Source organism: Proteus sp. G3927, assembly GCF_963894685.1.
Classification (GTDB): Bacteria; Pseudomonadota; Gammaproteobacteria; order Enterobacterales; family Enterobacteriaceae; genus Proteus; species Proteus mirabilis.
The window spans coordinates 202,939-229,929 of sequence record NZ_CAWQGX010000018.1; the positions used below are offsets into that span (position 1 = coordinate 202,939).

Here is a 26,991-nt window from a genome sequence, read left to right on the forward strand (position 1 = left end):
AGGATATTATTATCCTTTATTCTATTCTTTATATTTTAGCTATATTTGACTATCTCTTATCGTACTTTCAAATTCTTTAATAAATAGATTGTAATCTGTCGTTTCTTTTGACCATTCAATCGCATTCTGGCTAAAGTTAGTATAATTATTCATTATTTCTATTATAGCCGTAGCACAGTTTTGGGGAGATATTAATTTGGGTAAAATTAATGTATCTGAGATAGGATCATAAACTTTATAGGGGAAGTTGATATCTAAATTTGTTAATTTATGATATTCATCAATAGATAATTTGGGAGCAATACCTAGACCGCAATACTTATCTTTTATTGCTTCGGGTTGTCCGTCAATATTAGGATAGATAACAGGGATACCTTGAGCTAAAGCTTCAATGCAAGATAAACCAAAAGGCTCTGTTACTGGTGTACTTAAATAAATATCGATATCTGAATAAAATTTATCCATATCTGATTGATAGCCAATAAAGCTGATATGGTTTTGTACATTATTTTGTCTTGCTAATTGTTCTAATTCTGTCCTTTGTTCACCATCACCAGCAATAATTAACTTTGCCTTTATATTTAATTTTATTAATTCTGATAAACAGAGAATACTAATTCCGATCCCCTTCAGTCCTACTAAGCGAGAGGCTGTTCCTAGCGTAATTTTATTATTGTGCAGTTTTTTAGCTATGTTACTAGACTTTAGTGGTAGACGATTAATGACTTTTTTAGGCGTATATGTCGTATTGAATCTTAACTCCATAACACGTTTAGATGCTGTAGATATCGCGATAGCATTATTGAGCATACTAAAAAAGCTTAATGTTTTTTTGTTAAGAGGATAGCGCCAAGAACAGCCATGATCATAGTAGACTAAGCTAGTATTCTTGGGTTTTCTAGATAATCTAGGGACGAAATCCCATACTAGAGTGACATCGGCTTTACTTGCTTCTATTTTTTTTGTTAAGACATGTTTTCTTAAAAAAGCAGGGTACTTTATTTTAGTAGAAGCGATTTTATTAGCGTATTTTATATCGAAATGCTTAAGCTCAGGGATCAGGTTTTTATTTAAAGAGTTACTGGTGCACAAAACCTCATTTTGAAATGAGCTATTTTTTAAATATTCAATAAACAAACGTTCAGCACCACCAAACCCTTGTAAATTAATTAAATGAAGTATTTTCATGATACTAAGCCTGTTTTTTATTAAAAAACGCAATAATTCAATTAAGCCGTTATAACTCAAAAATTTATATAATTATAATTAAAAATAAGGGTAGGTTATTATTCTACCCTTAAATATATTACAACAACGCCTCTGGAGATTCAGGTAAAATCTGGCCGCCATCGACAATAATGGTTTGACCGGTAATATATTTTGCTTCATTAGAGGCAAAAAATGCAGCGGCATAGCCGATATCTTCAGGCTCCCCTAAGGTATGGGTTGGGATAGAGGCCTTCATTTGATTAAGATACGTCTCTCCTTGGGCTTGTAAGCCTTCGGTTAAAATATTGCCGGGCATAACGGCATTAATGGTAATACCGTGGCGTGCATATTCTAGTGCAGCACTGCGCATAAAGCCTAACTGACCTGCTTTGCTTGCTCCGTAATGGCTCCAGCCCGGATAGCCAGTAATGGCGCCTGTAATAGAAGAGGTGATGATCACACGGCCATATTGTTGTTTTTCCATTACCGCAAGGGCCGCTTTTACTAAGAAAAACATCCCTTTTAAATTGACGGTATGCATTTTATCCCAATCAGCTTCGGTCATCTCTTTAATTGTCGCCTGGGGGAAAATACCGGTATTAGAGCAAAGAATATCGAGTTTGCCATACTGTTTAACAACATCATTGACTACTTGTTCACAGGCTGCTTGAGAGGTGACATCAAGGTGCATAAAATCAACACCAAGTGCTTCTTTGGTTGCGTTACCTGCTACATCATCAATATCAGCAATAATAACCTGTGCACCGCTGTTTTTTAATGCGCTAACAATGCCTTTACCAATACCTTTTGCTCCGCCGGAAACTAAAGCAATTTTACCCGTTAAATCAAACATAAAACCTCCTACTGTACTGTTTGTTATACTGTATCAGCCTTATTGTATAAACGGTAAATTAACGCAAAATTTTTGTCATCAGTCACAATTGTGTAGGGTGAGCGCTTTTTCTATTTATGCCGAATAACACAAAAGTATCGATAACAGCGCGCAAAGTGTTAAGCAAACAGTCAATAAGCCCATTACACTTTATGTGATATGTTGATAGCTATATATGGCTAACACACTGTTTTTTGAGATAGATAGCAAAAGGCTGTAAAGTATCTGTATAAAAAGTGTTAACTTATCGGTGTAATACAGAGACGATAGACTAGTATAGTATTTATACAGGCTACTCAATTAATTTAATGCGTATCAAGTTTATAAAAAAAAATGTACGTTGATGATGAAGTGATAAAAAATATGCGTACAATGGGGTTGTTGAATCAATTCAGCATTTGAGATATCGGTGGATTACGTTCGTGAAGCCGGTATTAAGATAACAGTTATTCCAACAATATATTGCAATAATGATATCGAATAAGAATCAGAGGTAATCATGGTTAATGGGATCAAAAGAATTGGGGTTTTAACAAGTGGTGGTGATGCACCGGGTATGAATGCCGCGATCCGTGGTGTTGTCCGTGCAGCACTCAGCGAAGGTTTAGAAGTGTACGGTATTTTTGATGGCTATATGGGCTTATATGAAAACCGTATGAAAAAACTCGATCGCTTTAGTGTGTCAGATATGATCAACCGTGGTGGTACCTTTTTAGGCTCAGCGCGTTTCCCAGAATTCCGCGAAGATAATGTGCGTGCCGTTGCTATTGAAAATATGAAGCAAAATGAGTTAGATGCACTGGTGGTTATCGGAGGTGATGGTTCTTATCTGGGGGCGAAAAAATTAACTGAAGCGGGTTTCCCATGTATTGGTTTACCGGGCACCATTGATAATGACGTTGCGGGTACTGATTACACTATTGGCTATTTCACGGCGTTAGAAACGGCGGTAGAAGCGATTGACCGCTTACGTGATACCTCAACATCGCATAAACGTATCTCTATCGTTGAAGTGATGGGACGTTATTGTGGTGATTTAACCTTATCCGCTGCTATTGCGGGTGGTTGTGAGTTCGTGGTGTTGCCTGAATCCGAATTACCTTTTGATCGTGATGAATTATTAGCAGAAATTAAAGCGGGTATTGAGCGTGGTAAACGTCATGCTATCGTGGCAATTACTGAACATGTGTGTGATGTACATGAGCTAGCACGTTTTATTGAAGCAGAAACCAAACATGAAACACGTGCCACTGTATTAGGCCATATTCAACGTGGTGGCTCTCCGGTTGCTTACGATCGTATTTTAGCCTCTCGTATGGGTGCTTACTCGGTACAACTGCTACTAGAAGGTTATGGTGGTCGTTGTGTAGGGATCCAAAATGAAAAACTGGTTCACCATGATATTATTGATGCGGTTATGAATATGAAACGTGTCTTTAAAGCCGATTGGTATGAAACTGCGAAAAAACTGTATTAAGCCATAGTTTTACTCTATTACCAGAGCCTTTCTGAGTTATATCCTTATTCGTGGACTGTTCTGATGCAATATCAGCTTGTATCAGAACAGCTTCCCGAGTGAAAACATTTCATTCTACGCGCTTTTCTTCTCTTATCTGATGGGTAATGACTGTGTGAGTCCCCGTTTTATCAACTATATAGCTGTTACGTATAACAGTCTGTTTTTTATTATTTCATCGTTATAAATCTTTCTGTCAGCCTAGTTAAACAAAACAAATAAACCAACTAGAAATAGGATAGGGGGAGATAACGATGTTAAAACGATGGGGATTATTGACGACGCTAGCGCTGACGGCACTGTTTACACAAAGCATCTGGGCGAAGGATATTCAGTTATTAAATGTCTCTTACGATCCGACTCGAGAGCTTTATCAACAATATAACCACGCATTTAATCAATATTGGCAACAAAAAACCGGCGATCATGTGACTATTCGTCAATCTCATGGTGGCTCTGGTAAACAGGCAACCGCCGTAATTAATGGTATTGAAGCGGATATTGTCACCCTCGCATTAGCTTATGATATTGATGCCATTGCACAAAGAGGGCGTATAGATAAGCAGTGGATCACCCGCTTACCTGATAACTCAGCACCTTACACCTCAACCATTGTTTTTTTAGTGAGAAAAGGTAATCCCAAACAGATAACCGACTGGGATTCTTTAATTAAACCCGGTGTATCGATTATCACGCCTAATCCTAAAACCTCCGGTGGGGCAAGATGGAATTATCTGGCTGCATGGGGATATGGATTAAAGGCCAATCAGCAAGACAGTGAAAAAGCGAAAGCCTTTGTAAAGTCACTGTATCAACAGGTTGAAGTATTAGACTCAGGCGCGAGAGGCGCGACAAATACTTTTGTTGAGCGTGGTATTGGTGATGTGTTAATTGCATGGGAAAATGAAGCGTTATTGGCGATTAATGAGTTAGGTACAGATAAGTTTGAAATAGTCACCCCTTCCGTCTCTATTTTGGCAGAGCCAACCGTCTCTGTGGTGGATAAAGTGGTTGATAAGCGAGGTACGCGGGAAGTGGCAACCGCTTATTTAGAGTATCTTTATTCACCTCAAGGGCAAGAAATTGCTGCTAAAAACTATTATCGTCCAAGAGATAAAAGCATTGCTGAGAAATATCAAAAACGTTTTCCAACCCTGCAATTATTCACTATTGATGAGCTTTTTGGCGATTGGCAATCAGCACAACAAACTCATTTTGCCACCGGGGGAATATTTGATGAAATCAGCCGACGTGATTAGCGAGTAACGCATAAAAAAATCACCTTCTGTTAAGACACAGTAAGGTGATTTTCGCGATAGTTATTTATCGGTAAGATAACTATTTGCTATCAAAGTTATTTTTTCGCTTTTGCTTCTGCTGCCGCTTTCACGATAACAGCAAAGGCATCCGCTTTCAGTGACGCGCCACCAACTAATGCACCGTCGATATCAGGTTGGCTAAATAGCTCTGCTGCGTTTTTATCGTTGACTGAACCGCCGTATTGAATAATGACTTGCTCAGCGATAGCCGCATCTTGTTTAGCGATATGATCACGAATAAATTTATGTACCGCTTGTGCTTGTGCAGGCGTTGCTGATTTACCTGTACCAATCGCCCAAATAGGTTCATAAGCGATCACTGCATCTTTGAATGCTTGTGCACCATGTGCATTTAAAATCGCGTCGATTTGACGTGCGCACACTTCTTGTGTTTTACCAGCTTCGTTTTCTGCTTCTGTTTCACCGATACATAACACAGGTGTTAAGCCTAATTCTTTTAACACACCAAATTTTTGTGCGATAAATTCATCAGATTCTTTATGGTAAGTGCGACGTTCAGAGTGACCGATGATCACGTATTTAACATCAACGTTTTTCAGCATTTCTGGGGAAGTTTCGCCAGTGAAAGCACCAGATAAGTTAACACCGGTATCTTGGGCACCTAACGCAATACGGCTTCCACCGATTTCATGACGAGCTTGGCACAGATAAACTGTTGGTGGTGCAATAGCAACATCACATCCAGCAACACCGCTGATTTCTTTACGTAATGCAGCGATTAATTCATGAACCATATGAATGCTGCCGTTAAGTTTCCAGTTACCCATGACTAATGGATGGCGCATAACTTTTCCTCCAACCGAGTGGTTTAAATTTAATTTATCGATAAACTCAAATTCTGTTGATGCACAACAGTATAGAGAACATTGAATAGAATAGCTTTGTTTTTTATCACGGAATAGCTGAATCGATATTGCTATTGAGTGAAAGCTTAATCGGTTCAATGGCAAAGGTCGTTAGTTGATTGTCCTCGTGGGCAATAATATAGCGAATAGCACCGACATTATGGCTAATATAAGCAGGCACATCTTGTTTAACAGCAAATAAATTGAGCACCTCTTGAATTTGCGCTGCATTAATGGAGGGATCAAACTGTGTCACTAATGCAGTGATATAGCGCATTGCAGTATCTTGATGCTCTTTTTCGATTTGTGGCGTATCAAGTGTATGGATCAGGGTGAGCTGTAGACTCTTAATTTTTTCACTGCCACGCTCTAATACGGCTGATGAGTATAAATAAGGGGTTATTCGTGTCGCGGCCCTGACTAACGGAATAGTAATATCGTTGTTGGTGATAATTTTATATTCATTGAGAAATAACGACGCATTATTTTGATTGAATTTAGCTCTTATCTCCGGAATGGTGGTTTCAAAAACAGGGGCATCCTGTTTAAGGTAAAGAATATCATCTTTAGTTGGGGGTTGATGAGCAATAGAGGGCGACGCTGCCATAGAAAGGGTTGGCAAAGATAAAGCAATGCTTATTATGATAAGCGCTAACTGAGTAAGCGTGCTTTTTTTTATCATCTGTCCTCCTTGGTCTGTTGTGCGATAGAATATTATAAAATCACTCTGTATTATTTGATGTTAAATGGACAGCTTAATTCACTAAAATAAGTCTATATTGAGAAATTATTAATGACCTTACAACATTGGGCCTTTTCATTCAAAGGGCGAATTGGACGCCGTGACTTTTGGGCGGGTTTTGCACTCTGTTTTGTGCTGTTTTGCGGATTATATACAGTTAATCAGCACTATTCATTGCCTGCTGTGCTGGTGGGGATAATTTCACTGGCTATTTTATATCCGTTATGTGCCATTTTTACTAAGCGACTTCACGATAGAAATAAACGTGGTGCATGGCTGTTATTATTGTTGCTGGCGGTGATGCTAGGATTGACTGATACCAGTAGTTTAGAGCCCTTTTGGCAGTGGGCGATAGGTCGTTTTCTCCCTTCATTTATTATGATGATCATGTTGTTAGATTGTGGGGTGTTTATTGGCACCCAAGGAGAAAACTATTTTGGTGCCACGACTGAAAAGGTCGACTACTCAAGTTTTCGTTAAAGTGTGTAACTGCTAAACAGTCAGGGCTGAATAAAGTGCTATTCAGCCCTGATATTATCATTACCAATACTGTTCACTGGTGATATGTCCCGGTTTACGGCGTAAATGTTTTCTCATATCACGCTGTGTTTTCAGTAACTGTTGCGTGTCTCTTACCATTTCTGGATTACCACATAGCATAATATGGCTCTCTTCTGGGGAAATGGTTAATCCTACGGTTTTTTCTAATGCACCACTTTCAATTAATGCTGGAATGCGTCCGGTTAGTGAGCCTATATGGTTTTCACGGCTGACAATAGTTTGGATACGCAGTTTCCCTTGGTAGCGTTCAGCTAACTGCTCCATTAATGGTAGATAGCTTAAATCACGGGCGTAGCGTACAGCATGGACTAAAACAATATTTTCGAAACGGTCGAGATCATCACCAAGTTGTAAAATAGAGAGAAATGGCCCGATCGCCGTACCTGTTGATAACATCCATAAGGTATTCGCGCTAGGCATCTCTTCTAGAACAAAAAAGCCACTGGCTTGTTCTGTCACTAAGAGTTCATCACCAACGGTTAACGCCGCTAAGCGTGGGCTGAGTTTACCTTCAGGTACAGTGACTAGATAGAACTCTAAGTTGGGATCTTGCGGGGAGTTAACATAAGAGTAGGCGCGTTGTATACGTTCACCGTCAATTTCGAGTGCCAGTTTGGCAAATTGACCTGCTGTAAACTTATCGATAGGGGCGTGTACAACTAAACTGATTAATGTATCTGTCCAATACCTAACTTGAATGACTTTTCCAGTGACCCAATTTGCCATAATCTCTTATCTCCTTTTTAGGAAAGCGCTTATGTCGATAATTTATTCTAAAGAGGAAGGGCGTTTTTATTTATCAAGATGATGTGATGGCGATATTAATCTGTAGTTTCGTTAATCGTTAATACAAAATGTACATTTATATTGACAACGATGGTGTTTTTCACTGACATCGTTGACGAGATAAAAATGGCTGACTACTTCGCAAATTTTGCTAGATTTGTTACCTTAGTCTCATTATTTAGCGCAAGTGCATTTTGCAGAGTTTATTTTATCAAAGCTCTGTAGCACTTTCCTGTCCGTTAATCGGTTAATTTTTAATTTCTGAGCAAAGAAAAGAAATGAGAAAGTTAGAACATGCAAATCTGTTATTACTGATTATTGCACTGGTTGCTGTCGGTCAAATGACACAGACGATTTATGTTCCTGTGATTGCTGATATGGCTGTCTATTTTGGTGAGCCAACAGGTGCTGTACAGCAAGTAATGGGCGCATATCTGTTTTCTTATGGTTTTTCACAATTAATTTATGGTCCTATTTCTGACCGAGTAGGGCGTCGTCCGGTTATTTTAGTGGGGATGAGTATTTTCTGTTTAGCGACGATCGTGGCTATTTTTTCACAGAACTTAACTACCTTAGTGATCGCCAGTACCTTACAAGGAATGGGGACTGGGGTCGCAGGGGTAATGACCCGTACTCAGCCTCGTGATCTCTATACCGGTACTGCGTTACGCTATGCCAATAGCTTATTAAATATGGGGGTGTTAGTCAGCCCACTCTTAGCGCCGATGATCGGTGGGGTGGTGGCGCACTTCTTTGGCTGGCATGCCTGTTATATCTTCCTATTATTATTAGGAGGAAGTGTACTCTTTAGTATGTATCACTGGATGCCAGAAACCCGACCTGTACAGGCTGAAAGACGCAGTATGTTGTCATCTTTTTATTTATTGCTGTCCAACAGTACTTTTAGTGCCTTTTTGATCATGTTGATTTGTGCATTATCAGGTATTGCCGTATTTGAAGCTTCCAGCGGTGTGTTGATGGGAGGCGTGTTGGGTTTAAATAGTATTACTATCAGTATTCTATTTATTTTACCTATTCCCGCGGCCTTCTTTGGTGCGTGGTACGCAGGGCGTGAAGGTAAAACCTTTGTGCAATTGATGTGGCACTCCGTATTTTGCTGTGTAGCGGCAGGTATTTTAATGTGGCTTCCCGGCTGGCTGAATATTATTAATATTTGGACTTTACTGGTGCCCGCTGCCCTGTTTTTCTTTGGCGCTGGGATGCTATTTCCGCTGGCAACGACAGGGGCGATGGAGCCATTCCCTTATTTAGCCGGAGCGGCTGGTGCGTTGGTGGGCGGATTGCAAAATGTTGGCTCAGGGATAGCAACGTGGTTCTCTGCACTATTGCCACAACATAATCAATTTAGCTTAGGAATGATTATGTTTATTATGTCAGTGGCTATTATGTTGTGTTGGATCCCGTTATCACACCGTTTTAGTCATCAGCAGAATACGGTTTAATGACTACCTTTAAGTTTTCGCCAATAAAAATGCCGATAGTGTAATACCTACTATCGGCATTTGTTTTATGTCGCCTAGGCGACTTCTCTCTCATAGGGGGGAATTAGCGATTAACCGCGATCTTCCCATTCTTGTGCACGGGCAACCGCTTTTTTCCAGCCGTTATAACGATAATTACGCTCTGTGGTTTCAATACCTGGGCGGAATTCTTTATCAATCTCGGCTTTATTTTTTACCTCTTCCAGATCAGACCAGAAACCTACCGCAAGGCCTGCAAGGAACGCAGCCCCTAACGCAGTACTTTCACGTACCACAGGACGTTCAACACGGGTACCTAAGATGTCAGATTGGAACTGCATTAAGAAGTTATTGGCAACGGCACCACCATCTACACGTAGTGCTTGTAAGCGTGCTCCGGAGTCTGCTTGCATCGCATCAAGGACATCGCGGGTTTGATAAGCGATAGATTCTAAAGTAGCTCGAATAATATGATTACGGTTAGCGCCACGGGTTAAACCGAAGATAGCGCCACGGGCATACGGATCCCAATAAGGTGCGCCTAAGCCAGTAAATGCAGGTACGACATAAACACCGTTGGTGTCATTAACTTTAGTGGCAAAGTATTCTGAGTCAGTTGCTTCATCAATTAATTTTAGCTCATCACGTAGCCACTGAATGGAAGCACCACCGACGAAGACTGCACCTTCTAAGGCATAGTTTACTTCACCACGTGGGCCACAGCAGATAGTGGTTAATAGACCGTGGTTAGAGCGCACGGCTTCTTTACCTGTATTCATCAGCAAGAAGCAGCCTGTTCCGTAGGTGTTTTTTGCCATACCGCTTTGTACACAGAGCTGACCATAGAGTGCCGCTTGTTGGTCACCAGCCATACCGGCGATAGGAATACGTGTACCACCTTTACCACCAATGTTGGTTTGACCATAAACTTCAGAAGAAGGCACCACTTTAGGTAGCATATTGCGGGGAATATTCAGCAGATCGAGGATTTTTTGATCCCAATCTAAAGAGTGAATATTAAACAACATAGTACGTGAAGCGTTGGTATAATCTGTTACGTGAACACGACCTTGTGTCATTTTCCAGACTAACCAAGTATCAACGGTACCAAAGAGTAACTCTCCTTTTTCTGCTCGTTCACGAGCGCCTTCAACATTATCGAGGATCCATTTTAATTTGGTGCCTGAAAAATAGGGGTCAACCATAAGCCCAGTATTTTGACGAATGTACTCTTCAACCCCTTCTTGATCTTTTAAGCGAGTACAAAAGTCTGCAGTACGGCGACATTGCCACACAATAGCATTATAGATAGGTTTACCGGTCTCTTTTTCCCAGACGATAGTCGTTTCACGTTGGTTGGTAATACCGATACCGGCAACATGATCAGAAGGGATGTCTTCTTTGGCCAATACTTCAATTAGCGTTGCGCTTTGAGTTGCCCAGATTTCCATTGGATCGTGCTCAACCCAGCCGGGCTTAGGATAAATTTGGGTAAATTCGCGTTGTGAGATGCTAACAATGTTGGCGTCATGATCGATTACGACAGCGCGTGAACTGGTTGTTCCCTGATCCAGAGCAACGATATATTTTTTTTCACTATTCGATTTGTTTGTTTCTGTTGTCATGTTAGTAACCTGTTTTCATAATCAACGATATTGCTTGCATCGTTATTTGTCGTTTTCAATTTTGCAGGTATCACAAGGTAAGTGACGGCCAATAAGTTTACGATAAGCAAGTGCGCCTAAAATACCCCCAATCATTGGAGCAATGAGTGGGACTAAGAAATAAGGAATATCGCGTCCACCTGTTAAAGCAATATCACCCCATCCGGCAAAGAATGCGACTAATTTTGGCCCAAAATCACGGGCAGGGTTTAAGGCGAATCCAGTTAATGGACCAAATGCACCACCGATAACCGCAATCAGAATACCGATAAGTAATGGCGCTAAAGGCCCACGAGGTACACCGTTACCATCATCTGTTAAGGCTAAAATTAAGCCAACGAGAATAACGGCAATAATTACTTCGATAAAAAATGCGTGGATCACAGAGATTTGGGCTGCTGGGTAAGTAGAGAAGACGCCCGCAGTAAAGAGGCTTTCTTGTGATCCTCGTACAATTCCGTTGACCTGTTCGTAGTCGATAAATAAATTGTAATACATAAAGTACACAACAGCGGCGGCAAAAAAACCACCTAACATTTGTGCAACAATATAAGGGATAACTTTTTTACGTTCAAAGCACGCAAACAACCAGAATGCGACTGTGACCGCCGGGTTGAGGTGAGCACCAGAGGTACCCGCAGTAAGGTAAACGGCTAAGGCAACACCTAAGCCCCAGATAATACTTATCTCCCAAAGACCGAGTTGAGCGCCTGCGATACGTGCTGCTGCAACACAACCAAGACCAAAGAAGACTAGCAATGCAGTACCGATAAACTCGGAAATGCATTGACCCATAAGAGAGGTTTTCGTCTGGCTCATATATTCTATCCTGAAAGAGGGTGATTTTAATTGTTAGTATTCTTTTCGTATTGAAAAGATAACTGTAAATTTATCGTTAATGAGCGTAAACGAGAATAAGCGAAATTGAATTTTGTGTGTCCCATCATGAAAATGAGTGAAAACGCTCTTAAATAGTGACTTGTACAACACTAGGAGTGTGATCAGACCAGTATTTTTGTTAAATTGAAAAAAGCAGGTAATTCCACGGAAGATGCTAGACAGTTGTTGATAGGCTACTTACAATCGGGAGTATCGATTATATGGGGGATTACAGTATGTCATTTGAAGTTTTTGAAAAATTAGAGTCAAAAGTACAACAAGCACTAGATACCATCACATTATTACAGATGGAAATTGAAGAGCTAAAAGAGAAAAATGATGCACTGAATCAAGAAGTGCAGGGCGCAAGAGAATCAAGAGAAGCTTTGGTTCGTGAAAACGAAGAGCTGAAACAAGAGCAATCAAGCTGGCAAGAGCGTTTACGTGCTCTGCTAGGAAAAATGGAAGACGTACAATAATCGTCCACCGTTTTCACCAGTTAAAAACAAAGCCACTGATAAAGTGGCTTTTGTCGCTTTATGCGTTATCTTTGTTAATAAGAGAATGGTCTATTATTCTTCTAATAAATCATCATCTAAATCATCATCTAAATCGTCATCATCTAAGCCTAAAGGCTCTTCAGATAAGATAATGCCAGTATTATCAGCATAAAGGTAATCACCAGAGAAGAAAGTAACACCACCAAAGTTTACGCGGATATCACTGTCGCCGATGCCTTCACTTGGGCAACCTGCAGGAATGGCAGCCATCGCTTGAATACCTAAATCAAGCTCAGATAAAGCGTCCACTTGGCGTACTGCACCATAAACAACAATACCTTCCCATTCGTTGAGTACCGCCAGTTGCGCCAATTCAGCGTCGACTAGCGCTTTGCGGACAGAGCCACCGCCATCAACTAATAGAATACGATCTTTACCGTTTTCTTCTAGTAAGTCATAAAGCAGACCATTATCTTCAAAACATTTGACAGTGGTAATTTGTCCACCAAAGGAGCTACGACCACCAAAGTTTGAGAAAAGCGGTTCTACGACATTGATATCTTCTTGATAGATATCACAGAGTTCAGAAGTATCATATTTCATAGGATTTACGTCAGGTTGCCTCAGGAAAGTCCAGTATATCCCTTAACAGGGGGTGTTGGCAAAAGACTCACTGACAATTCAGTGAGTCAAATCAACAATAGCGGTAAATTACTCTAAAACTAAACCTAAAGAAAAAAGAATATTGGTTAACAGCGCCGCTTTGACCATATGTTCAAGCAGTGGTCGCATGGCTTCGCCACTAAGATCAGCATTAACGCGTTTAATATGCAGTAATAGCATGGGAACGGCTAATAAAAATAGCCACGCCGTCCAACGGTGCATATAAATCAGGGTGAACACAATCAAACAGATAATGGCTATGGCAATCACACAGGTGTGGTAAATCCGTGAGCCAGAAGCCCCCAAACGCACCGCCAAGGTATTTTTACCGGCTTGAATGTCGTTTTCAAGATCACGCATATTGTTAATGTTAAGTACTGCGACCGAGAGCAGTCCGCAGGCGGTGGCAGGCAGTAGTGTCACAATATTAAAAGCATTAGCTTGCAAATAATAAGTGCCAATCACACTCAGCCAGCCAAAGAAAATTAATACCGAAATATCGCCCAATCCCATATAGCCATAAGGGCGTTTCCCTACGGTATAGGTAATGGCTGCCACGATAGCCAATAAGCCCATCACTAAAAAGCCAATAGCATCTTCGGGTTTTTTACAGGCGACAATTATCAAGGCGATACCTGAAACACAGGAGATAATCACATTGATAATTAAGGCTTTTTTCATTTGAGCAGGGGTGATCACCCCTTTTTGCATTCCACGCAGTGGCCCTAATCGCTCTTCAGTATCTGTCCCTTTAACGGCATCGCCATAGTCATTCGCTAAGTTAGAGAGAATTTGTAGTGTGCCAGCAGTTAAAATCGCCAGTAATGCAATAGGTAGCTCAAAATGACCCGTCCAATACGCTAAGGCGGAGCCAGTCACAATAGCAATTAACCCTAAAGGTAGGGTTTTGGGTCGTAAACTTTCAAGCCAGGCTTGTGTCCGGCTAATGGAATGTTGAGCGCTCATGCTGAAATTCAATACTCATGTTCGTTGTTATTATAAAAATAAGAATGGGAGGCAAGCCTCCCACGTTAATATTGCTGATTAAGGATCGCATAAGTTGATTATAAAATAAATCGACTCAGATCTTCATCTGCTACAAGCTCATCCAGATGCTGTTTCACATATTCTGCATCAATAAGAATAGTTTCGCCTTGACGTTCACTCGCATCATAGGAAATTTCTTCCATTAAACGCTCTAATACCGTATGTAGACGACGTGCACCGATATTTTCAGTGGTTTCATTTACACGCCATGCAGATTCGGCAATTTTGCGAATACCGTCTTGGCTAAAGTTAATGCTTACCCCTTCGGTAGCCATTAAAGCTTGATACTGTTTTGTTAATGATGCATTTGGCTCAGTAAGGATACGCTCAAAATCTTCTGCAGTCAGTGCTTGTAGTTCAACACGAATAGGCAGACGGCCTTGTAACTCAGGAATTAAGTCAGAAGGACTAGAGACTTGGAATGCGCCTGAGGCAATAAACAGAATATGATCTGTTTTCACCATACCGTGCTTAGTGGATACGGTGCAACCTTCTACCAGTGGTAATAGGTCACGTTGTACACCTTCACGAGAAACATCAGGGCCAGGGCTTTGACCACCACGTTTACAGATTTTATCTACTTCATCAATAAACACGATACCATGTTGCTCAACTGCATCGATGGCTTGTTGTTTTAACTCTTCAGGATTAACCAGTTTAGCGGCTTCTTCTTCGACAATCAGTTTAAACGCTTCTTTGATTTTCATCTTACGCGCTTTTTGCTTTTGTCCCGCTAAATTTTGGAACATGGATTGTAATTGATTAGTCATCTCTTCCATGCCTGGAGGTGCCATAATTTCAACACCCATTGGGGTGGCCGCTAATTCAATTTCAATCTCTTTGTCGTCTAATTGGCCTTCACGGAGTTTCTTACGGAACGCTTGGCGCGCTGCTGAAGGCTCTGAGGATGATGCTGATTCTGTGACTCCCCAGTTATTTTTTGCTGGTGGGATCAGTACATCAAGAATACGCTCTTCTGCCATTTCTTCAGCACGGTAACGATTTTTTTCAATCGCTTGGCTACGTACCATTTTAACAGCAGAATCAGTTAAATCGCGGATAATAGAATCGACTTCTTTACCTACATAACCCACTTCAGTGAATTTTGTGGCTTCGACTTTGATAAAAGGTGCATTGGCTAATTTTGCTAAACGACGTGCAATTTCAGTTTTACCTACCCCTGTAGGTCCAATCATCAAAATATTTTTTGGGGTTACTTCATGACGCAGCGCTTCATCAAGCTGCATGCGACGCCAGCGGTTACGCAGTGCAATAGCAACCGCACGTTTGGCCTTATCTTGACCAATAATAAATCTGTCGAGTTCGCTGGCAATTTCGCGAGGAGTCATTTCGGACATGCTCTCAAATCCTTACTCTTTTGAAGAGATTTCTTCAAAGTTGACATTATGGTTGGTGTAGATGCAGATATCACCGGCAATATTCAGTGCTTTTTCCGCAATTTCGCGTGCACTTAGATCGGTGTTTTCTAACATCGCTCTCGCCGCTGCTTGTGCATAAGGGCCACCAGAACCAATAGCAATCAGATCGTTTTCTGGCTGCACAACATCACCGTTACCAGTGATAATCAAAGATGTTGTTTCGTCTGCCACAGCCAGTAATGCTTCTAGTTTGCGTAACATTCTGTCTGTACGCCAATCTTTCGCAAGTTCAACAGCGGCTTTAGTTAAATGGCCTTGATGGAGCTCTAATTTACGCTCAAAAAGTTCAAAAAGCGTGAAAGCATCAGCAGTGCCGCCGGCAAATCCCGCAATCACTTTGTCGTTATAAAGACGGCGTACTTTGCGAACATTGCCTTTCATGACGGTATTACCCATCGTCGCCTGTCCATCACCACCGATTACGACTTGGCCATTACGGCGAACACTTACGATTGTAGTCATGAGTCAGCCCCTGGTTTATCAATAAAAAGAAGTGGGTTGTGCTTTAATATCAGAAAAAACACAGCCCATTATGTGAATTAGATTTATAGGTGGGGGAGAAATTTTATTTTTCAACCCCCCGCAGTACGAAGAATACAACCTGATACACCTGCGCCTGCAGCTTGACGGCTTAGCGTATTGGCTTGCTCTTTATTAAATGGGCCAGATAAAACGCGGATCCAGCCGTCATTTCCTTTGGTCACACGGCTTTCGATACCGGAAAATGCTAAGGTTGCGCGTACAGATTCGGCTTGTTCATTGGTTTTAAATGAACCGCATTGGACTAAAAAGCGCGCTTCAGTCGTCGCAGGTTTTGGTGTCGTTATCGCGGGTGCAGGCTCCTGTTTTACCGGTGCTGAAGGTTGCGAAGGTTGTACCGAAGGTGCGGTGGTTGTCGGTGGGGTAATGACAACCTGTGAACGTGGTACTTCACCGTTATAAGGCACTTCTGGTAACTCTACCGCCGGTTGACGTTTATCCGCTTCAATTTGTTGTAAAAAACGTAATTGCTCCGGTGAAAGTGTCGCTTTCGGATTAATCTGGCTCCCTGAAGAGGTCGCTGGTGGCTGTAATGGGTTCCCCACCTGTCGATTCTCGAGCTCTTTGATATATTGCCAACGCTCTTGCGGTTTAGGTGGTAAGTTGTTAGTTGGTTGTTGCCCTGCACTTGATGACGTTGGTTCGACAACCTCTTTTTTATTATGGGTAATAAAATAGAGGCCGCCAACAAATAGCGCCACAAGCGCAATTGCTACAATAAGTGTGGTTAAAGGCAACCCACTGGCCGCCTTTTTACCTTTGCCTTTCGTTGTCTTTTTACGACGAGCAGATGACTGTCCTCGTCCCACATAGTCTCGTTGTGCCACAGTTCGATTCGCTGATAATTAAATGAATAGGTATCACAACCGATATGTTACTTAACATAGTGTCTTTTGCCTAGCTTTTAAGCCGACAGACACTTTCTCTTACTATTAACTCACAATCTAATAGGCGAGAGCCGGGTGCAACAGGTCTACCTTGTAACTGATCAAGCAGTAACAACATGGATTGACGACCAATTTGGTAACGTGGCTGTTCCATGGTGGTTAATGCAGGCTCGCTATAGCGCGTAATATCAAGGTTATCGAAGCCAATCACAGAGAGATCGTCAGGTAATTGTAAGCCAAGTTTTTTAGCCTGCCACATCACACCAATCGCCATAATATCGCTATGACAAAATACCGCTGTCGGTGGTTCAGGTAACGAAATTAACTTTTTCAGACTTTCTGCACCGCTTTCGTGGGTAAAATCACCTCTAATAATATAATCTTCGCGTAGAGGGACACCGGTTCTACGCATAGCTTGAATATAACCTTGTAAGCGATAACGACATAGTGGCATATCTTCAGGGCCAGTAATACAGGCAATACGCTTATGTCCCATCTGTTGTAGATAGTGGGTGGCTCTAAAAGAAGCAGTCAAATTATCAATATGAACGGTTGGCAATTCAAGCTCTGGCGCAAATTCATTTGCCATGATCATAGGAGGAAGATTTTTTTGCTCTTCTTTAGAAACATCAAAAGGGATATGAGAGCCAAGCAGTAACATGCCGTCAATCTGCTTAGTAATAATTAAATTAATAAAGGCATTTTCATGTTTTTGTTGGTGTTTACAGTCACCAATTAACACAAGATAGCCGTGTTGAGCTGCGGTTTCTTCAATGCCACATACAACATCTGTAAAAAAGGGATCACTGATGTTAGGGACGATCACGAGGATCGTTTTTGACTCGTTACGTTTCAGGTTTTTTGACAAATTATGTGGGTAATAACCCACGTCAAGAACAGCTTGCTCAACTTTTTGACGGGTTTGTGAGGATACTTTTTCTGGATTCATTAATGTGCGTGACACCGTGGCTGTTGACACGCCAGCAGCAAAAGCAACATCTTTCATTGTTGCTTGTGCGCTCTCTTTATTATTCTGTTGCAAACCCCATACCTCCGTACTGATGGTTTGGTTAAACGATTGCTTTTTTGTTGCAAAAAAACCGTCGTTGTCCAAAATACAAAGATGCGACGGTTTTTTAATTCAAGAAATATTCTAAATTGTTATTTTACCCACTTTTTGAATAGATACTGTTACCTAGTTTGCATAAAAAGTGTGATACCAATCGTTTTTATGAGGTAGTTCGCAAAATTGATAAATAGTTTTGAATTATAAGTGTGCTAAAAATCAGTAGGCTCAGCAATCAGTTGGATCAACATCAATATTCCATTTCACTTTTTTACTCTCAGGAAGCGCCACTATCTGAGGATAAGTAACAGACATTAACTTTTGTAAATAACCCCTTGAAGGATGTTGCAATAATAGTTGCCAACGGAAATTTCCCCCTCGTTTTGCCTGAATGGCCGGAATGGGGCCCATCACCCATAAATGACTATCCCTCATCGGGTGTTGCTCGAAGAACTGTTTAAGCTGGCGTAAAAACTGGGGGGCTTTTTGGTTATTATGATCTTCAGAGCGGATCATAATATGGCTGGAATAAGGGGGTAAAAAGGTTGCTTGTCGCTCTTGTAACGCCTCTTTAGTAAAAGCATCATAGCCTTTTTCTAACAGCGTTAATAATAGCGGGTGATCGGGTTGGTGAGTTTGTAAATAGACGGCACCTTGTTTCCCGGCTCTTCCTGCACGACCTGATACTTGAGTATAAAGCTGAGCAAAACGTTCAGCAGCACGAAAGTCACTAGAAAATAAAGCACCATCAACATCAAGTAGCGCCACCAGCGTAACGTCTGGGAAGTGGTGACCTTTAGCCAACATCTGTGTGCCAATTAGAATACGTGATCCACCTTGATAGATGTCTTCTAGTTGTTGCTCTAATGCTCCTTTACGACTGGTGGTATCTTTATCAATACGGGTTATGGGGGTATTAGGAAATAACTCGCCAATGCCTTGTTCAAGTTGTTCTGTGCCCAATCCTACTGGCATTAAATTAGTTGAACCACATTGAGGGCATTGTGATGGAATACGACGTTGGCTATCACATTGGTGGCAACGTAGCATGCCGTGTTTTTGATGTAAGGTATAATAGTGATCACAGCGAGGGCATTCGGCAATCCAACCACACTCATGGCAGAGTAACGCAGGCGCAAAGCCACGGCGATTTAAAAACAACATCACTTGGTTACCGGCATTAAGATGCTCTTTTATGGCTTTAATGAGTGTTGGAGAGAGTCCGGTTGTGAGCGGTTGCCCTTTTAGGTCGATTAAATGCTCTGTGGCAGGTTTAGCATTTCCCGCCCGTTGCGTTAACGTCAGTTGTTGATATTTTTTTTGTGCAACGTTATAGCTGGTTTCAATCGATGGGGTGGCAGTGCCCATCACGATAGGAATATTTTCTTGCTTGGCGCGAAAGACCGCTAAATCCCGTGCATGGTAACGCCAGCCATCTTGTTGCTTATAAGAGCCATCATGCTCCTCATCAATAATAATAATCCCTAATTGCTGAAAAGGGGTGAGCAATGCCGAGCGCGTACCGATAATAATGGCATTATCTCCCCGTTTCGCTCGTAGCCATACCGCAAGGCGTTCCGTATCGTTGAGTCCGGAGTGAAGAACATCGACGGGGGCATTAAAACGTGCTTTAAAACGGCGAATGGTTTGTGGGGTCAAACCTATTTCAGGGACTAAGATCAGTGCCTGTTTACCTTGAGCGAGAATAGTTTCAAGTACACTGAGATACACTTCTGTTTTACCAGAGCCTGTGATCCCCAATAATAACCAAGGCGAAAATTGGTCTGCTTGTGCCGTGATAGCACCAACAGCAACCGCCTGTTCGGCATTAAGTTTAAATCGTTCGCCTTGTACGGCAAAAGTGCTTTGCCACTGTATAGGGGCGGGTTGAATAGGACGTAAATCCGCTAATGCTTTCTTTTTTAAGTTATTTAGTGTCGCTGTTGTAATTTCATATTCATCTAACTGGTGGCGATACAAAGGGGCACGGCGTAGTGCCGCCAAAGCTTGTTGTTGCTTTTTAGCGCTTTTTAGACTGTTAAGATCAAGCGCTTCTCCCTCTTGAGTGGCATACCATTGCCATAAGGGCGTAAATTCAGCCGGTTTCCCTTGTCGTAGTAGAATTGGCATCGCATGAAAGAGAACTTCACCTAAAGGATAATGATAATAAGCACTTGCCCAATTAAGCATATCCCATAAGATCCCTGGAAACAGAGTCTCTGTATCAAGTACTTCTTCAATAGGTTTCAGTTTTTCAATGGGAAACTCACTGTGTGAACTAAAACCTTTAACAATACCGATAGAGCGACGCTGTTTGCCAAAGGGAACGACCACGCGACAACCTATTGTTGGCATGGCACAACCTTCTGGAAGCAGGTAGTCAAAGGAAGAAAACAGTGGTACAGGTAATATTACCTGAACTATAGTCATATCAGGGTTTCCGAGTGTTTTAGCGAAAAGATAGTATTAAGAATATCACAAAAAGTGTGCAGATTTCATTGCGCGTTTGGCGGATATTCTGTATGATCCGCCCCCTTTGGTAGATAAAATACCAAACAATTTAATTCAATCAACACGACGTGTGGTGTTCGGCTGAGGGCTGAATAGCGACACGGCCTTAGCAGAGGTTTTCCATGAAAAAAGATATTCATCCTAAATACGAAGAAATTACTGCAACTTGTTCTTGCGGTAACGTTATGAAAATCAACTCCACAGCAGGCCACAACCTGAATCTGGACGTTTGTGATAAATGCCACCCATTCTATACTGGTAAACAACGTGATGTTGCAACCGGTGGTCGTGTTGATCTGTTCAACAAACGTTTCAAAATCCCAGGCAGCAAATAAGATATTTGTTACCACAACTTTTCAGGTAACACTGAAAACGTGTAGGGAAAACGGAATTGAAGAAAGCCCAAAGTATTTGCTTTGGGCTTTTTGTTATTGTGTATCGTCCAAATTATGGTCACTTTGTATCACACTTTAACCGCTTGATCTTTTATTATTGATAGTAAGCTTCCCTATCTCTATTCATCACCTAGCATGACCTCCCAATGATAAAATAACATATCGAATATACCTCAAAGCGATAGCGCCCTTTTGTATGCATTTTTTATGTAATATCGTCGCCAATTTTCGCGCTTTTAATAGTGACAAGACAGATCACAGCTGATAAATTATCTATTCATAATCCTATTCATTTATCTATTCATTAACCTATTTATAAGTAGCTAATATCATGACACAACGAGCAGAAGTCATACGAAAAATACTACGTAATGGACCTGAGCCAGCAAGGCAACTAGCTAATATTATGAATATTAGTCAGCCAACCCTGTCGAGGGCATTAAAAATGTTGTCTAATGATATTGTTCAAATTGGCTCGGGTCGTTCTATTCAATATGCTTTACGTGATGGTTCGCGTGGCTTCAACTCTGTACCCATTTATCGCATAAATGAAGAAGGTAAAATTAAATTGTTGGGTAAATTGACACCAGTTTATCCAGCCGGTTTTGTTATGGAGCAGGTTGATAATGTCAATCGGTATAGCGAAGGATTGCCGTGGTGGTTATTTGATATGCGTCCACAAGGGTATCTTGGACGTGCTTATGCTGCGACTTATTCCGCTGAGTTGGGTTTACCACATAATCCAGACAGTTGGTCTGACACAGATATTATCAGAGCTTTAATTGCTCACGGTCATGATGCAGTGGGAAATTTGTTAATAGGGGAACAGGCAAAAAAACATTTTTTGGCGATGCCGATACCTGCTGTGGTTGCTCGTTCAACAACTTACCCAACATTAGCTCGAGCGGTTAGTTCAGGGGAAGATCCTGGCTCATCCGCAGGTGGCGAACAACCCAAATTTTGTACCTATACCGATAGAGGCCATGTCATCGTTAAATTTACGGCTTCTGACAATAATGCTATCAGCGAGCGTTGGCGTGATCTCCTGCAAGCTGAGCATCTTGCCTTAAAGGTGCTAGGCGTTGAAACAGAAATTTTTGATTTTGAAGGGCAACGTTTTCTTGAAATACCGCGTTTTGACCGTGTAGGTGCTCTAGGTCGTGTCGGACTTTTTTCTTTACAAGCATTAGATGCACAGTTTGTCGGGCGAGCAAGAGAGCCATGGCCTGTGTTAGTTGATGCGTTAATTGAGCAAAAACAGGTTCAGCCTGATGCCTCGGTAAGTACAATGCGACGTTGGGCATTTGGTATGTTGATTGGAAATACTGACATGCACCATGGCAATTTATCGTTTATTAGTCTCCATGGCCGACCATATGCGCTTGCGCCTGCTTACGATATTCTACCAATGGGATTTGCGCCTAAAGTAGGAGGAGAAATAGTCAACACACTGCGACCGGCGACATTACTTGATGGGATCAGCCGTGAAATTTGGCGGGAGAGTTTAGCACTCGCAGAGCAGTTTTATACTTTGCTTACTCATTGTCATGCTCTTTCTGACAATTTTTCTCCCTGCCTTAACGCGTTACGCAATCATCTGGATGAAGCGAGTTCGCGTATCTCTCGTCTAGAGTAATGCACAAATTGAAGCCCAAAGTGTTGGCTTTGGGCTTCTGGTTATATTTTTGCTATCAAAAATAATTTCTGATCAATATTCCCAAGTCTCGGGATCAACACCCCGCTGGCGCATTATTTCTTTTGCCTCTTCAGGGATTTCATCGTTACGCTCTTTGCGTAAGTCTTCATCATTGGGGAGAGGCTGTCCGGTAAATGCGTGTAAAAATGCTTCACACAATAATTCACTATTGGTGGCATGTTTTAGGTTATTGACCTGACGACGAGTGCGCTCATCTGTCAAAATTTTTAGCACTTTCAATGGGATTGAAACTGTAATTTTTTTGACTTGTTCGCTTTTTTTACCATGCTCAGCGTAAGGGCTGATATATTCACCGTTCCATTCAGCCATGGATTACCTTAATTAATATCATTTAGTTGAAGCCAGTTTAGGGTTGATGCCCTATTCTGACGAGCCATGCCAGTTTATCATGACTTTTCTAAAACCACCGACTGTTACTGGCTAAAGGTGTGAGAAAAAGCAATAGTTACCTGGCGATATCCTTAATATTTATATTATTCCATTTGTTGGTCTATCCGTAAAGGAGTTTAGATGTCTAGATGTATTGACGTCTTGGTGTCTAATTGGATATGCTGTAAGCGACTTTTCCACTTAGCGCTGTAACAAGGTGTCTGTATGACGAAGAAAACCGCAACCATTGCCATTCACAATGGGCTTAATGAAGATAAGCAATATGGCTGTGTTGTACCGCCAATCTATCTTTCTAGCACCTATAATTTCTTAGCATTTAATCAACCTCGTGAACATGATTACTCTCGTCGGGGCAATCCCTCGCGCGATATGGTGCAAAATGCATTAGCAGAGCTTGAAGGTGGGGTGGGAGCGGTTGTTACTAGCAGTGGGATGTCAGCAATTCATTTAATTTGTACGACTTTTTTAAAACCGGGTGATGTCATTGTGGCGCCCCATGATTGTTATGGGGGCAGTTATCGTCTGTTTAATAGTCAGCAGCAACGTGGTGCTTATCGTGTGGTATTTGTTGATCAAAACGATGAGCAAGCGTTACAACAGGCGTTGGCATTAGCACCAAAAATAGTATTTATTGAAACACCTAGTAATCCACTATTGCGCATCACTGATATTGAGAAAATAAGCCAATTAGCTCACCAAGTTGGGGCGTTGGTGGTGGCGGATAACACCTTTATGAGCCCGGTATTGCAAAAGCCATTGGCTTTAGGGGCTGATTTAGTGGTGCATTCTTGCACTAAGTATCTTAATGGGCATTCTGATCTTGTCGCGGGTGTTGTGATTAGTCAGTGTAGGAAACAGCTTGAGGATTTAAGCTGGTGGGCAAATAATATTGGTGTTACTGCTGGGGCGTTTGATAGTTATTTGTTATTACGAGGGATCAGAACCTTAGTACCACGAATTCGATTACAACAAGAAAATACTCAAGCATTGGTGGATTATCTACAAACACAACCCTTAGTGGATAAAATTTATTATCCAGCACTAGAACATCATGTCGGTCACGTGATAGCGAAAAAACAGCAACAAGGTTTTGGTGCGATGTTAAGTTTTGAGTTAAAAGGGGGTATTGAGGCAATTAAATCCTTTTTATCTCATTTAACACTCTTTACACTGGCAGAGTCTTTAGGTGGTGTAGAAACATTAATTTGTCATCCGGCGACCATGACACACGCAGGAATGTCTGAAGAAGCGAGAAAAACCGCTGGGATCAGTAACGCTTTATTGCGCATTTCCGTGGGGATTGAGGATAGTCTGGATCTCATCAACGATTTACAAAATGCGTTTAATGCAGCAACGAAAAGGTAACCATGGATCATGAGCGTAGTGGCGATTAAACAACAGGCGCAACCAACTTGCCGTCAGTTACATAAATTCGGTGGTAGCAGTCTTGCAGACATAAAATGTTATCAGCGAGTCGTGAATATCATGACAAATTATAGCCAACCTAATGATTTAATGGTGGTTTCTGCAGCAGGCTCGACAACAAATCAGCTGATTAACTGGTTAAAACTGAGTCAAAGTGATCGTATTTCTGCCCATCAAGCTCAGCAAGAATTACGTCGTTATCAGCTATCCTTAATTGAAGGACTATTATCAAAAGAGCATGCACAAGCTCTTTCACAGGCCTTTATTGCTGATTTAGAAAGACTAAGTTACTTACTTGATAAGCCGATAACGGATGCAACTTATGCTGAAGTCGTTGGTCATGGTGAAATTTGGTCAGCGAGATTAATGGCAAGCTTATTAACGGAGCAGGGCTTACCTAGTGTGTGGTTAGATGCGCGAGAATTTTTATGTGCAGAGCGCGCCGCACAGCCTCAAGTTAATGAAGCCTTATCGCGTCCTTTGTTACAATCACTGCTGGCTAAATATCCTCAATGTCGCTTTGTGGTAACGGGTTTTATTAGTCGTAATCAACAGGGTGAGACGGTGCTATTAGGCCGTAATGGTAGTGACTACTCAGCGACCCAAGTAGGTGCTTTAGCGGATGTGGGTAAAGTGACCATTTGGAGCGATGTTGCAGGGGTTTATAGTGCCGATCCCCGAAAAGTGAAAGATGCTTGTTTGCTACCGTTATTACGTTTAGATGAGGCGAGCGAGCTGGCAAGATTAGCGGCACCCGTTTTACATACACGCACACTACAACCCGTCTCAGGGAGCAATATCGATTTACAATTACGTTGCAGTTACCAACCAGAGCAGGGTTCAACTCGAATTGAGCGGGTATTAGCATCAGGCACAGGGGCAAAAATTGTCACTAGCCATGATGATGTTTGTTTAATCGAGCTTCAATTAGCCGCACATCAAAATTTTGAACAAATCGCTAAAGAAGTGGATGCATTACTTCAGCGGGTACAAATTCGTCCACTGGCAACAGGTATTGATAGAGATAGTCAGTTGCTACAGTTGTGTTACACCAGTGAAGTCGCTAATAGTGCGTTAGATGTTCTGCAAGATGCGGCCTTACCGGGTAAATTACATCTGCGAGAGGGCTTTTCTCTCGTTGCTTTAGTTGGCGCGGGGGTATGTAAAAATCCACTCCATTGCCACCGTTTCTACCAACAACTTAAAGATCAACCGGTAGAGTTTATTTGGCACGCGGAAGATAACATCAGTTTAGTTGCGGTATTACGTAACTATACGGCTTCATTATTGCAAGGTTTACATCAAACATTATTCAGGGCAGAAAAACAGATTGGTTTAGTGCTGTTTGGTAAAGGGAATATTGGCTCACGTTGGTTAGAGCTGTTTGCTCGTGAACAAGAGCCATTATCTGCGCGTAGTGATTTTGAATTTATTCTGGCGGGGGTGGTAGATAGCCGTCGCAGCCTACTAGATCACCAAGGTATTGATCCTAGTCGCGCACTGGCCTTTTTTGATGATGAAGCAACAGTGCATAGTGAAGAGTCGCTTCATTTATGGATGAGATCGCATCCTTTTGATGATTTAGTGGTGGTCGATATTACCGCTAATGAAGAGCTTGCCGCCTGTTATGAAGATTTTGCCAGCTATGGTTTTCATGTGATTAGTGCGAATAAAATCGCTGGCTCAGCATCAAGTTTACGCTATCGCGCAACTCGTGATGCCTTCTCTAAAACAGGACGCCACTGGTTATATAATGCGACAGTTGGTGCGGGATTACCTATTAATCATACGGTACGTGATCTACGTGAAAGCGGTGATACGATTTTATCTATCAGTGGTATTTTCTCCGGCACATTGTCATGGCTATTTTTACAATTTGATGGCAGCGTACCTTTTAGTGATTTGGTAGAACAAGCATGGCAACAAGGCCTAACCGAGCCTGATCCGCGTATCGACTTATCAGGACAAGATGTGATGCGCAAATTGATTATTTTAGCCCGTGAAGCTGGCTATGATATTGAACCTGAGCAAGTCCGTGTTGAATCGCTGGTTCCTGCTCAAGCGCAAAGTGGATCATTAGAAGCCTTCTTTGAAAATAGCAGTGTGATTAATGAACAAATGGCACAACGTTTAGCGGCTGCCAATGAGATGGATATGGTACTGCGTTATATTGCGCGGTTTGATGCTAACGGCAAAGCGAAGGTTGGGGTTGAAGCGGTGAGAAAAGATCATCCTCTGGCATCACTATTACCGGGGGATAACCTATTTGCTATTGAAAGCCGTTGGTATCGTGACAACCCATTAGTCATTAGAGGTCCTGGTGCTGGACGTGATGTGACTGCGGGGGCTATTCAGTCTGATCTCAATCGCCTTTCTCAACTATTGTAAAAGACTATTTTCTTTTTAATCAAAACTATCAGTGATTTTTTTATTGCTGATAGTTTTCTGTGTATTTTTTTCTCTTCTATACTGAAAAAGATGATGATTAATTGTGTA

General features: G+C 41.7%; 24 protein-coding genes. 9 read left to right on the forward strand and 15 right to left on the reverse strand.

Features of this window, described 5'->3' with window-relative positions:
• Positions 1-39: 39 nt before the first annotated feature.
• Together AACV00_RS06705 and fabG are read right to left on the reverse strand one after the other, a co-directional pair.
• The gene (locus AACV00_RS06705; RefSeq protein ID WP_107336901.1) at positions 40-1,188 is read right to left on the reverse strand and encodes a glycosyltransferase; all 1,149 of its coding nucleotides are present in this window, start codon (positions 1,186-1,188) and stop codon (positions 40-42) included.
• A gap of 118 nt (positions 1,189-1,306) precedes the next feature.
• A complete protein-coding gene (gene fabG / locus AACV00_RS06710) occupies positions 1,307-2,062 on the reverse strand; it encodes a 3-oxoacyl-ACP reductase FabG (protein WP_063691996.1) in 756 nt (251 codons plus the stop codon).
• Positions 2,063-2,600: 538 nt separating this feature from the next.
• On the opposite strand from fabG, the gene pfkA reads away from it, so the two are divergent.
• Both pfkA and AACV00_RS06720 read left to right on the forward strand, forming a co-directional pair.
• Entirely contained in the window at positions 2,601-3,578 is a 978-nt protein-coding gene (gene pfkA / locus AACV00_RS06715) for a 6-phosphofructokinase (protein ID WP_004246429.1), read from the forward strand.
• Between the two features lie 293 nt (positions 3,579-3,871).
• Positions 3,872-4,876, forward strand: a complete 1,005-nt coding sequence (locus AACV00_RS06720; protein ID WP_161680171.1) for a sulfate ABC transporter substrate-binding protein — start codon at positions 3,872-3,874, stop codon at positions 4,874-4,876.
• A 95-nt stretch (positions 4,877-4,971) separates the two neighbouring features.
• Here the strand turns inward: AACV00_RS06720 and tpiA are convergent, their stop codons facing one another.
• Positions 4,972-5,742: a triose-phosphate isomerase gene (gene tpiA / locus AACV00_RS06725; protein ID WP_004249716.1), complete on the reverse strand. Its 771-nt coding sequence runs from the start codon at positions 5,740-5,742 to the stop codon at positions 4,972-4,974.
• 106 nt (positions 5,743-5,848) lie between these two features.
• Complete coding sequence (locus tag AACV00_RS06730) at positions 5,849-6,484, reverse strand: DUF1454 family protein (protein WP_017827016.1); 636 nt, start codon at positions 6,482-6,484, stop codon at positions 5,849-5,851.
• Positions 6,485-6,595: 111 nt separating this feature from the next.
• Between AACV00_RS06730 and AACV00_RS06735 the strand changes: the two genes are divergently transcribed.
• Complete coding sequence (locus tag AACV00_RS06735) at positions 6,596-7,024, forward strand: DUF805 domain-containing protein (protein ID WP_004249714.1); 429 nt, start codon at positions 6,596-6,598, stop codon at positions 7,022-7,024.
• Positions 7,025-7,084: 60 nt separating this feature from the next.
• Here AACV00_RS06735 and fpr read toward each other — a convergent pair whose 3' ends face one another.
• Positions 7,085-7,831: a ferredoxin--NADP(+) reductase gene (fpr, locus tag AACV00_RS06740; RefSeq protein ID WP_161680173.1), complete on the reverse strand. Its 747-nt coding sequence runs from the start codon at positions 7,829-7,831 to the stop codon at positions 7,085-7,087.
• A gap of 338 nt (positions 7,832-8,169) precedes the next feature.
• On the opposite strand from fpr, the gene emrD reads away from it, so the two are divergent.
• Entirely contained in the window at positions 8,170-9,354 is a 1,185-nt protein-coding gene (gene emrD, locus AACV00_RS06745; RefSeq protein ID WP_004246423.1) for a multidrug efflux MFS transporter EmrD, read from the forward strand.
• Between the two features lie 110 nt (positions 9,355-9,464).
• Here emrD and glpK read toward each other — a convergent pair whose 3' ends face one another.
• Both glpK and AACV00_RS06755 read right to left on the reverse strand, forming a co-directional pair.
• Positions 9,465-10,997 carry a glycerol kinase GlpK gene (gene glpK / locus AACV00_RS06750; RefSeq protein WP_004246422.1) on the reverse strand — a complete coding sequence of 511 codons (1,533 nt, stop codon included), beginning with the start codon at positions 10,995-10,997 and terminating at the stop codon, positions 9,465-9,467.
• A gap of 42 nt (positions 10,998-11,039) precedes the next feature.
• The gene (locus tag AACV00_RS06755) at positions 11,040-11,855 is read right to left on the reverse strand and encodes an MIP/aquaporin family protein (protein ID WP_004246421.1); all 816 of its coding nucleotides are present in this window, start codon (positions 11,853-11,855) and stop codon (positions 11,040-11,042) included.
• A gap of 296 nt (positions 11,856-12,151) precedes the next feature.
• Here AACV00_RS06755 and zapB point away from each other — a divergent pair, with 296 nt between their 5' ends.
• Complete coding sequence (gene zapB / locus AACV00_RS06760; RefSeq protein WP_012368679.1) at positions 12,152-12,394, forward strand: cell division protein ZapB; 243 nt, start codon at positions 12,152-12,154, stop codon at positions 12,392-12,394.
• Between the two features lie 93 nt (positions 12,395-12,487).
• On the opposite strand, the gene rraA is transcribed toward zapB, so the two are convergent.
• The 7 genes from rraA to priA form a co-directional block, all read right to left on the reverse strand.
• Positions 12,488-13,018, reverse strand: coding sequence for a ribonuclease E activity regulator RraA (gene rraA / locus AACV00_RS06765; RefSeq protein ID WP_161680175.1), 531 nt, complete (start codon positions 13,016-13,018; stop codon positions 12,488-12,490).
• A 108-nt stretch (positions 13,019-13,126) separates the two neighbouring features.
• Complete coding sequence (locus AACV00_RS06770; protein WP_020946557.1) at positions 13,127-14,044, reverse strand: 1,4-dihydroxy-2-naphthoate polyprenyltransferase; 918 nt, start codon at positions 14,042-14,044, stop codon at positions 13,127-13,129.
• 98 nt (positions 14,045-14,142) lie between these two features.
• Entirely contained in the window at positions 14,143-15,483 is a 1,341-nt protein-coding gene (gene hslU, locus AACV00_RS06775) for an HslU--HslV peptidase ATPase subunit (RefSeq protein WP_161680177.1), read from the reverse strand.
• Between the two features lie 12 nt (positions 15,484-15,495).
• The gene (gene hslV, locus AACV00_RS06780) at positions 15,496-16,026 is read right to left on the reverse strand and encodes an ATP-dependent protease subunit HslV (RefSeq protein WP_004246416.1); all 531 of its coding nucleotides are present in this window, start codon (positions 16,024-16,026) and stop codon (positions 15,496-15,498) included.
• A 110-nt stretch (positions 16,027-16,136) separates the two neighbouring features.
• Positions 16,137-16,931: a cell division protein FtsN gene (ftsN, locus tag AACV00_RS06785; RefSeq protein WP_004246415.1), complete on the reverse strand. Its 795-nt coding sequence runs from the start codon at positions 16,929-16,931 to the stop codon at positions 16,137-16,139.
• Positions 16,932-17,001: 70 nt separating this feature from the next.
• A complete protein-coding gene (cytR, locus tag AACV00_RS06790) occupies positions 17,002-18,033 on the reverse strand; it encodes a DNA-binding transcriptional regulator CytR (RefSeq protein WP_004249710.1) in 1,032 nt (343 codons plus the stop codon).
• Positions 18,034-18,285: 252 nt separating this feature from the next.
• A complete protein-coding gene (gene priA / locus AACV00_RS06795; RefSeq protein WP_004249709.1) occupies positions 18,286-20,487 on the reverse strand; it encodes a primosomal protein N' in 2,202 nt (733 codons plus the stop codon).
• A 203-nt stretch (positions 20,488-20,690) separates the two neighbouring features.
• Here priA and rpmE point away from each other — a divergent pair, with 203 nt between their 5' ends.
• Together rpmE and yjjJ are read left to right on the forward strand one after the other, a co-directional pair.
• Positions 20,691-20,903: a 50S ribosomal protein L31 gene (gene rpmE, locus AACV00_RS06800; RefSeq protein WP_004246411.1), complete on the forward strand. Its 213-nt coding sequence runs from the start codon at positions 20,691-20,693 to the stop codon at positions 20,901-20,903.
• Between the two features lie 391 nt (positions 20,904-21,294).
• Entirely contained in the window at positions 21,295-22,599 is a 1,305-nt protein-coding gene (yjjJ, locus tag AACV00_RS06805; protein ID WP_004246410.1) for a type II toxin-antitoxin system HipA family toxin YjjJ, read from the forward strand.
• A 72-nt stretch (positions 22,600-22,671) separates the two neighbouring features.
• Here yjjJ and metJ read toward each other — a convergent pair whose 3' ends face one another.
• Positions 22,672-22,989 (reverse strand): met regulon transcriptional regulator MetJ, encoded by a 318-nt coding sequence (metJ, locus tag AACV00_RS06810; protein WP_004246409.1) that lies wholly within the window; start codon positions 22,987-22,989, stop codon positions 22,672-22,674.
• 285 nt (positions 22,990-23,274) lie between these two features.
• On the opposite strand from metJ, the gene metB reads away from it, so the two are divergent.
• Together metB and AACV00_RS06820 are read left to right on the forward strand one after the other, a co-directional pair.
• Positions 23,275-24,435, forward strand: a complete 1,161-nt coding sequence (gene metB, locus AACV00_RS06815) for a cystathionine gamma-synthase (protein WP_004249895.1) — start codon at positions 23,275-23,277, stop codon at positions 24,433-24,435.
• A gap of 9 nt (positions 24,436-24,444) precedes the next feature.
• On the forward strand, positions 24,445-26,883 hold the full coding sequence (locus tag AACV00_RS06820) for a bifunctional aspartate kinase/homoserine dehydrogenase II (protein ID WP_004249705.1): 2,439 nt from the start codon (positions 24,445-24,447) through the stop codon (positions 26,881-26,883).
• Positions 26,884-26,991 lie beyond the last annotated feature (108 nt).

What these genes read in the sequence shown, in the direction of transcription:
- AACV00_RS06705 (WP_107336901.1), bottom strand. Translation starts at nt 1,188, where the DNA reads ATGAAAATACTTCATTTAATTAATTTACAAGGGTTTGGTGGTGCTGAA.
- fabG (WP_063691996.1), bottom strand. Translation starts at nt 2,062, where the DNA reads ATGTTTGATTTAACGGGTAAAATTGCTTTAGTTTCCGGCGGAGCAAAA.
- pfkA (WP_004246429.1), top strand. Translation starts at nt 2,601, where the DNA reads ATGGTTAATGGGATCAAAAGAATTGGGGTTTTAACAAGTGGTGGTGAT.
- AACV00_RS06720 (WP_161680171.1), top strand. Translation starts at nt 3,872, where the DNA reads ATGTTAAAACGATGGGGATTATTGACGACGCTAGCGCTGACGGCACTG.
- tpiA (WP_004249716.1), bottom strand. Translation starts at nt 5,742, where the DNA reads ATGCGCCATCCATTAGTCATGGGTAACTGGAAACTTAACGGCAGCATT.
- AACV00_RS06730 (WP_017827016.1), bottom strand. Translation starts at nt 6,484, where the DNA reads ATGATAAAAAAAAGCACGCTTACTCAGTTAGCGCTTATCATAATAAGC.
- AACV00_RS06735 (WP_004249714.1), top strand. Translation starts at nt 6,596, where the DNA reads ATGACCTTACAACATTGGGCCTTTTCATTCAAAGGGCGAATTGGACGC.
- fpr (WP_161680173.1), bottom strand. Translation starts at nt 7,831, where the DNA reads ATGGCAAATTGGGTCACTGGAAAAGTCATTCAAGTTAGGTATTGGACA.
- emrD (WP_004246423.1), top strand. Translation starts at nt 8,170, where the DNA reads ATGAGAAAGTTAGAACATGCAAATCTGTTATTACTGATTATTGCACTG.
- glpK (WP_004246422.1), bottom strand. Translation starts at nt 10,997, where the DNA reads ATGACAACAGAAACAAACAAATCGAATAGTGAAAAAAAATATATCGTT.
- AACV00_RS06755 (WP_004246421.1), bottom strand. Translation starts at nt 11,855, where the DNA reads ATGAGCCAGACGAAAACCTCTCTTATGGGTCAATGCATTTCCGAGTTT.
- zapB (WP_012368679.1), top strand. Translation starts at nt 12,152, where the DNA reads ATGTCATTTGAAGTTTTTGAAAAATTAGAGTCAAAAGTACAACAAGCA.
- rraA (WP_161680175.1), bottom strand. Translation starts at nt 13,018, where the DNA reads ATGAAATATGATACTTCTGAACTCTGTGATATCTATCAAGAAGATATC.
- AACV00_RS06770 (WP_020946557.1), bottom strand. Translation starts at nt 14,044, where the DNA reads ATGAGCGCTCAACATTCCATTAGCCGGACACAAGCCTGGCTTGAAAGT.
- hslU (WP_161680177.1), bottom strand. Translation starts at nt 15,483, where the DNA reads ATGTCCGAAATGACTCCTCGCGAAATTGCCAGCGAACTCGACAGATTT.
- hslV (WP_004246416.1), bottom strand. Translation starts at nt 16,026, where the DNA reads ATGACTACAATCGTAAGTGTTCGCCGTAATGGCCAAGTCGTAATCGGT.
- priA (WP_004249709.1), bottom strand. Translation starts at nt 20,487, where the DNA reads ATGACTATAGTTCAGGTAATATTACCTGTACCACTGTTTTCTTCCTTT.
- rpmE (WP_004246411.1), top strand. Translation starts at nt 20,691, where the DNA reads ATGAAAAAAGATATTCATCCTAAATACGAAGAAATTACTGCAACTTGT.
- yjjJ (WP_004246410.1), top strand. Translation starts at nt 21,295, where the DNA reads ATGACACAACGAGCAGAAGTCATACGAAAAATACTACGTAATGGACCT.
- metJ (WP_004246409.1), bottom strand. Translation starts at nt 22,989, where the DNA reads ATGGCTGAATGGAACGGTGAATATATCAGCCCTTACGCTGAGCATGGT.
- metB (WP_004249895.1), top strand. Translation starts at nt 23,275, where the DNA reads ATGACGAAGAAAACCGCAACCATTGCCATTCACAATGGGCTTAATGAA.
- AACV00_RS06820 (WP_004249705.1), top strand. Translation starts at nt 24,445, where the DNA reads ATGAGCGTAGTGGCGATTAAACAACAGGCGCAACCAACTTGCCGTCAG.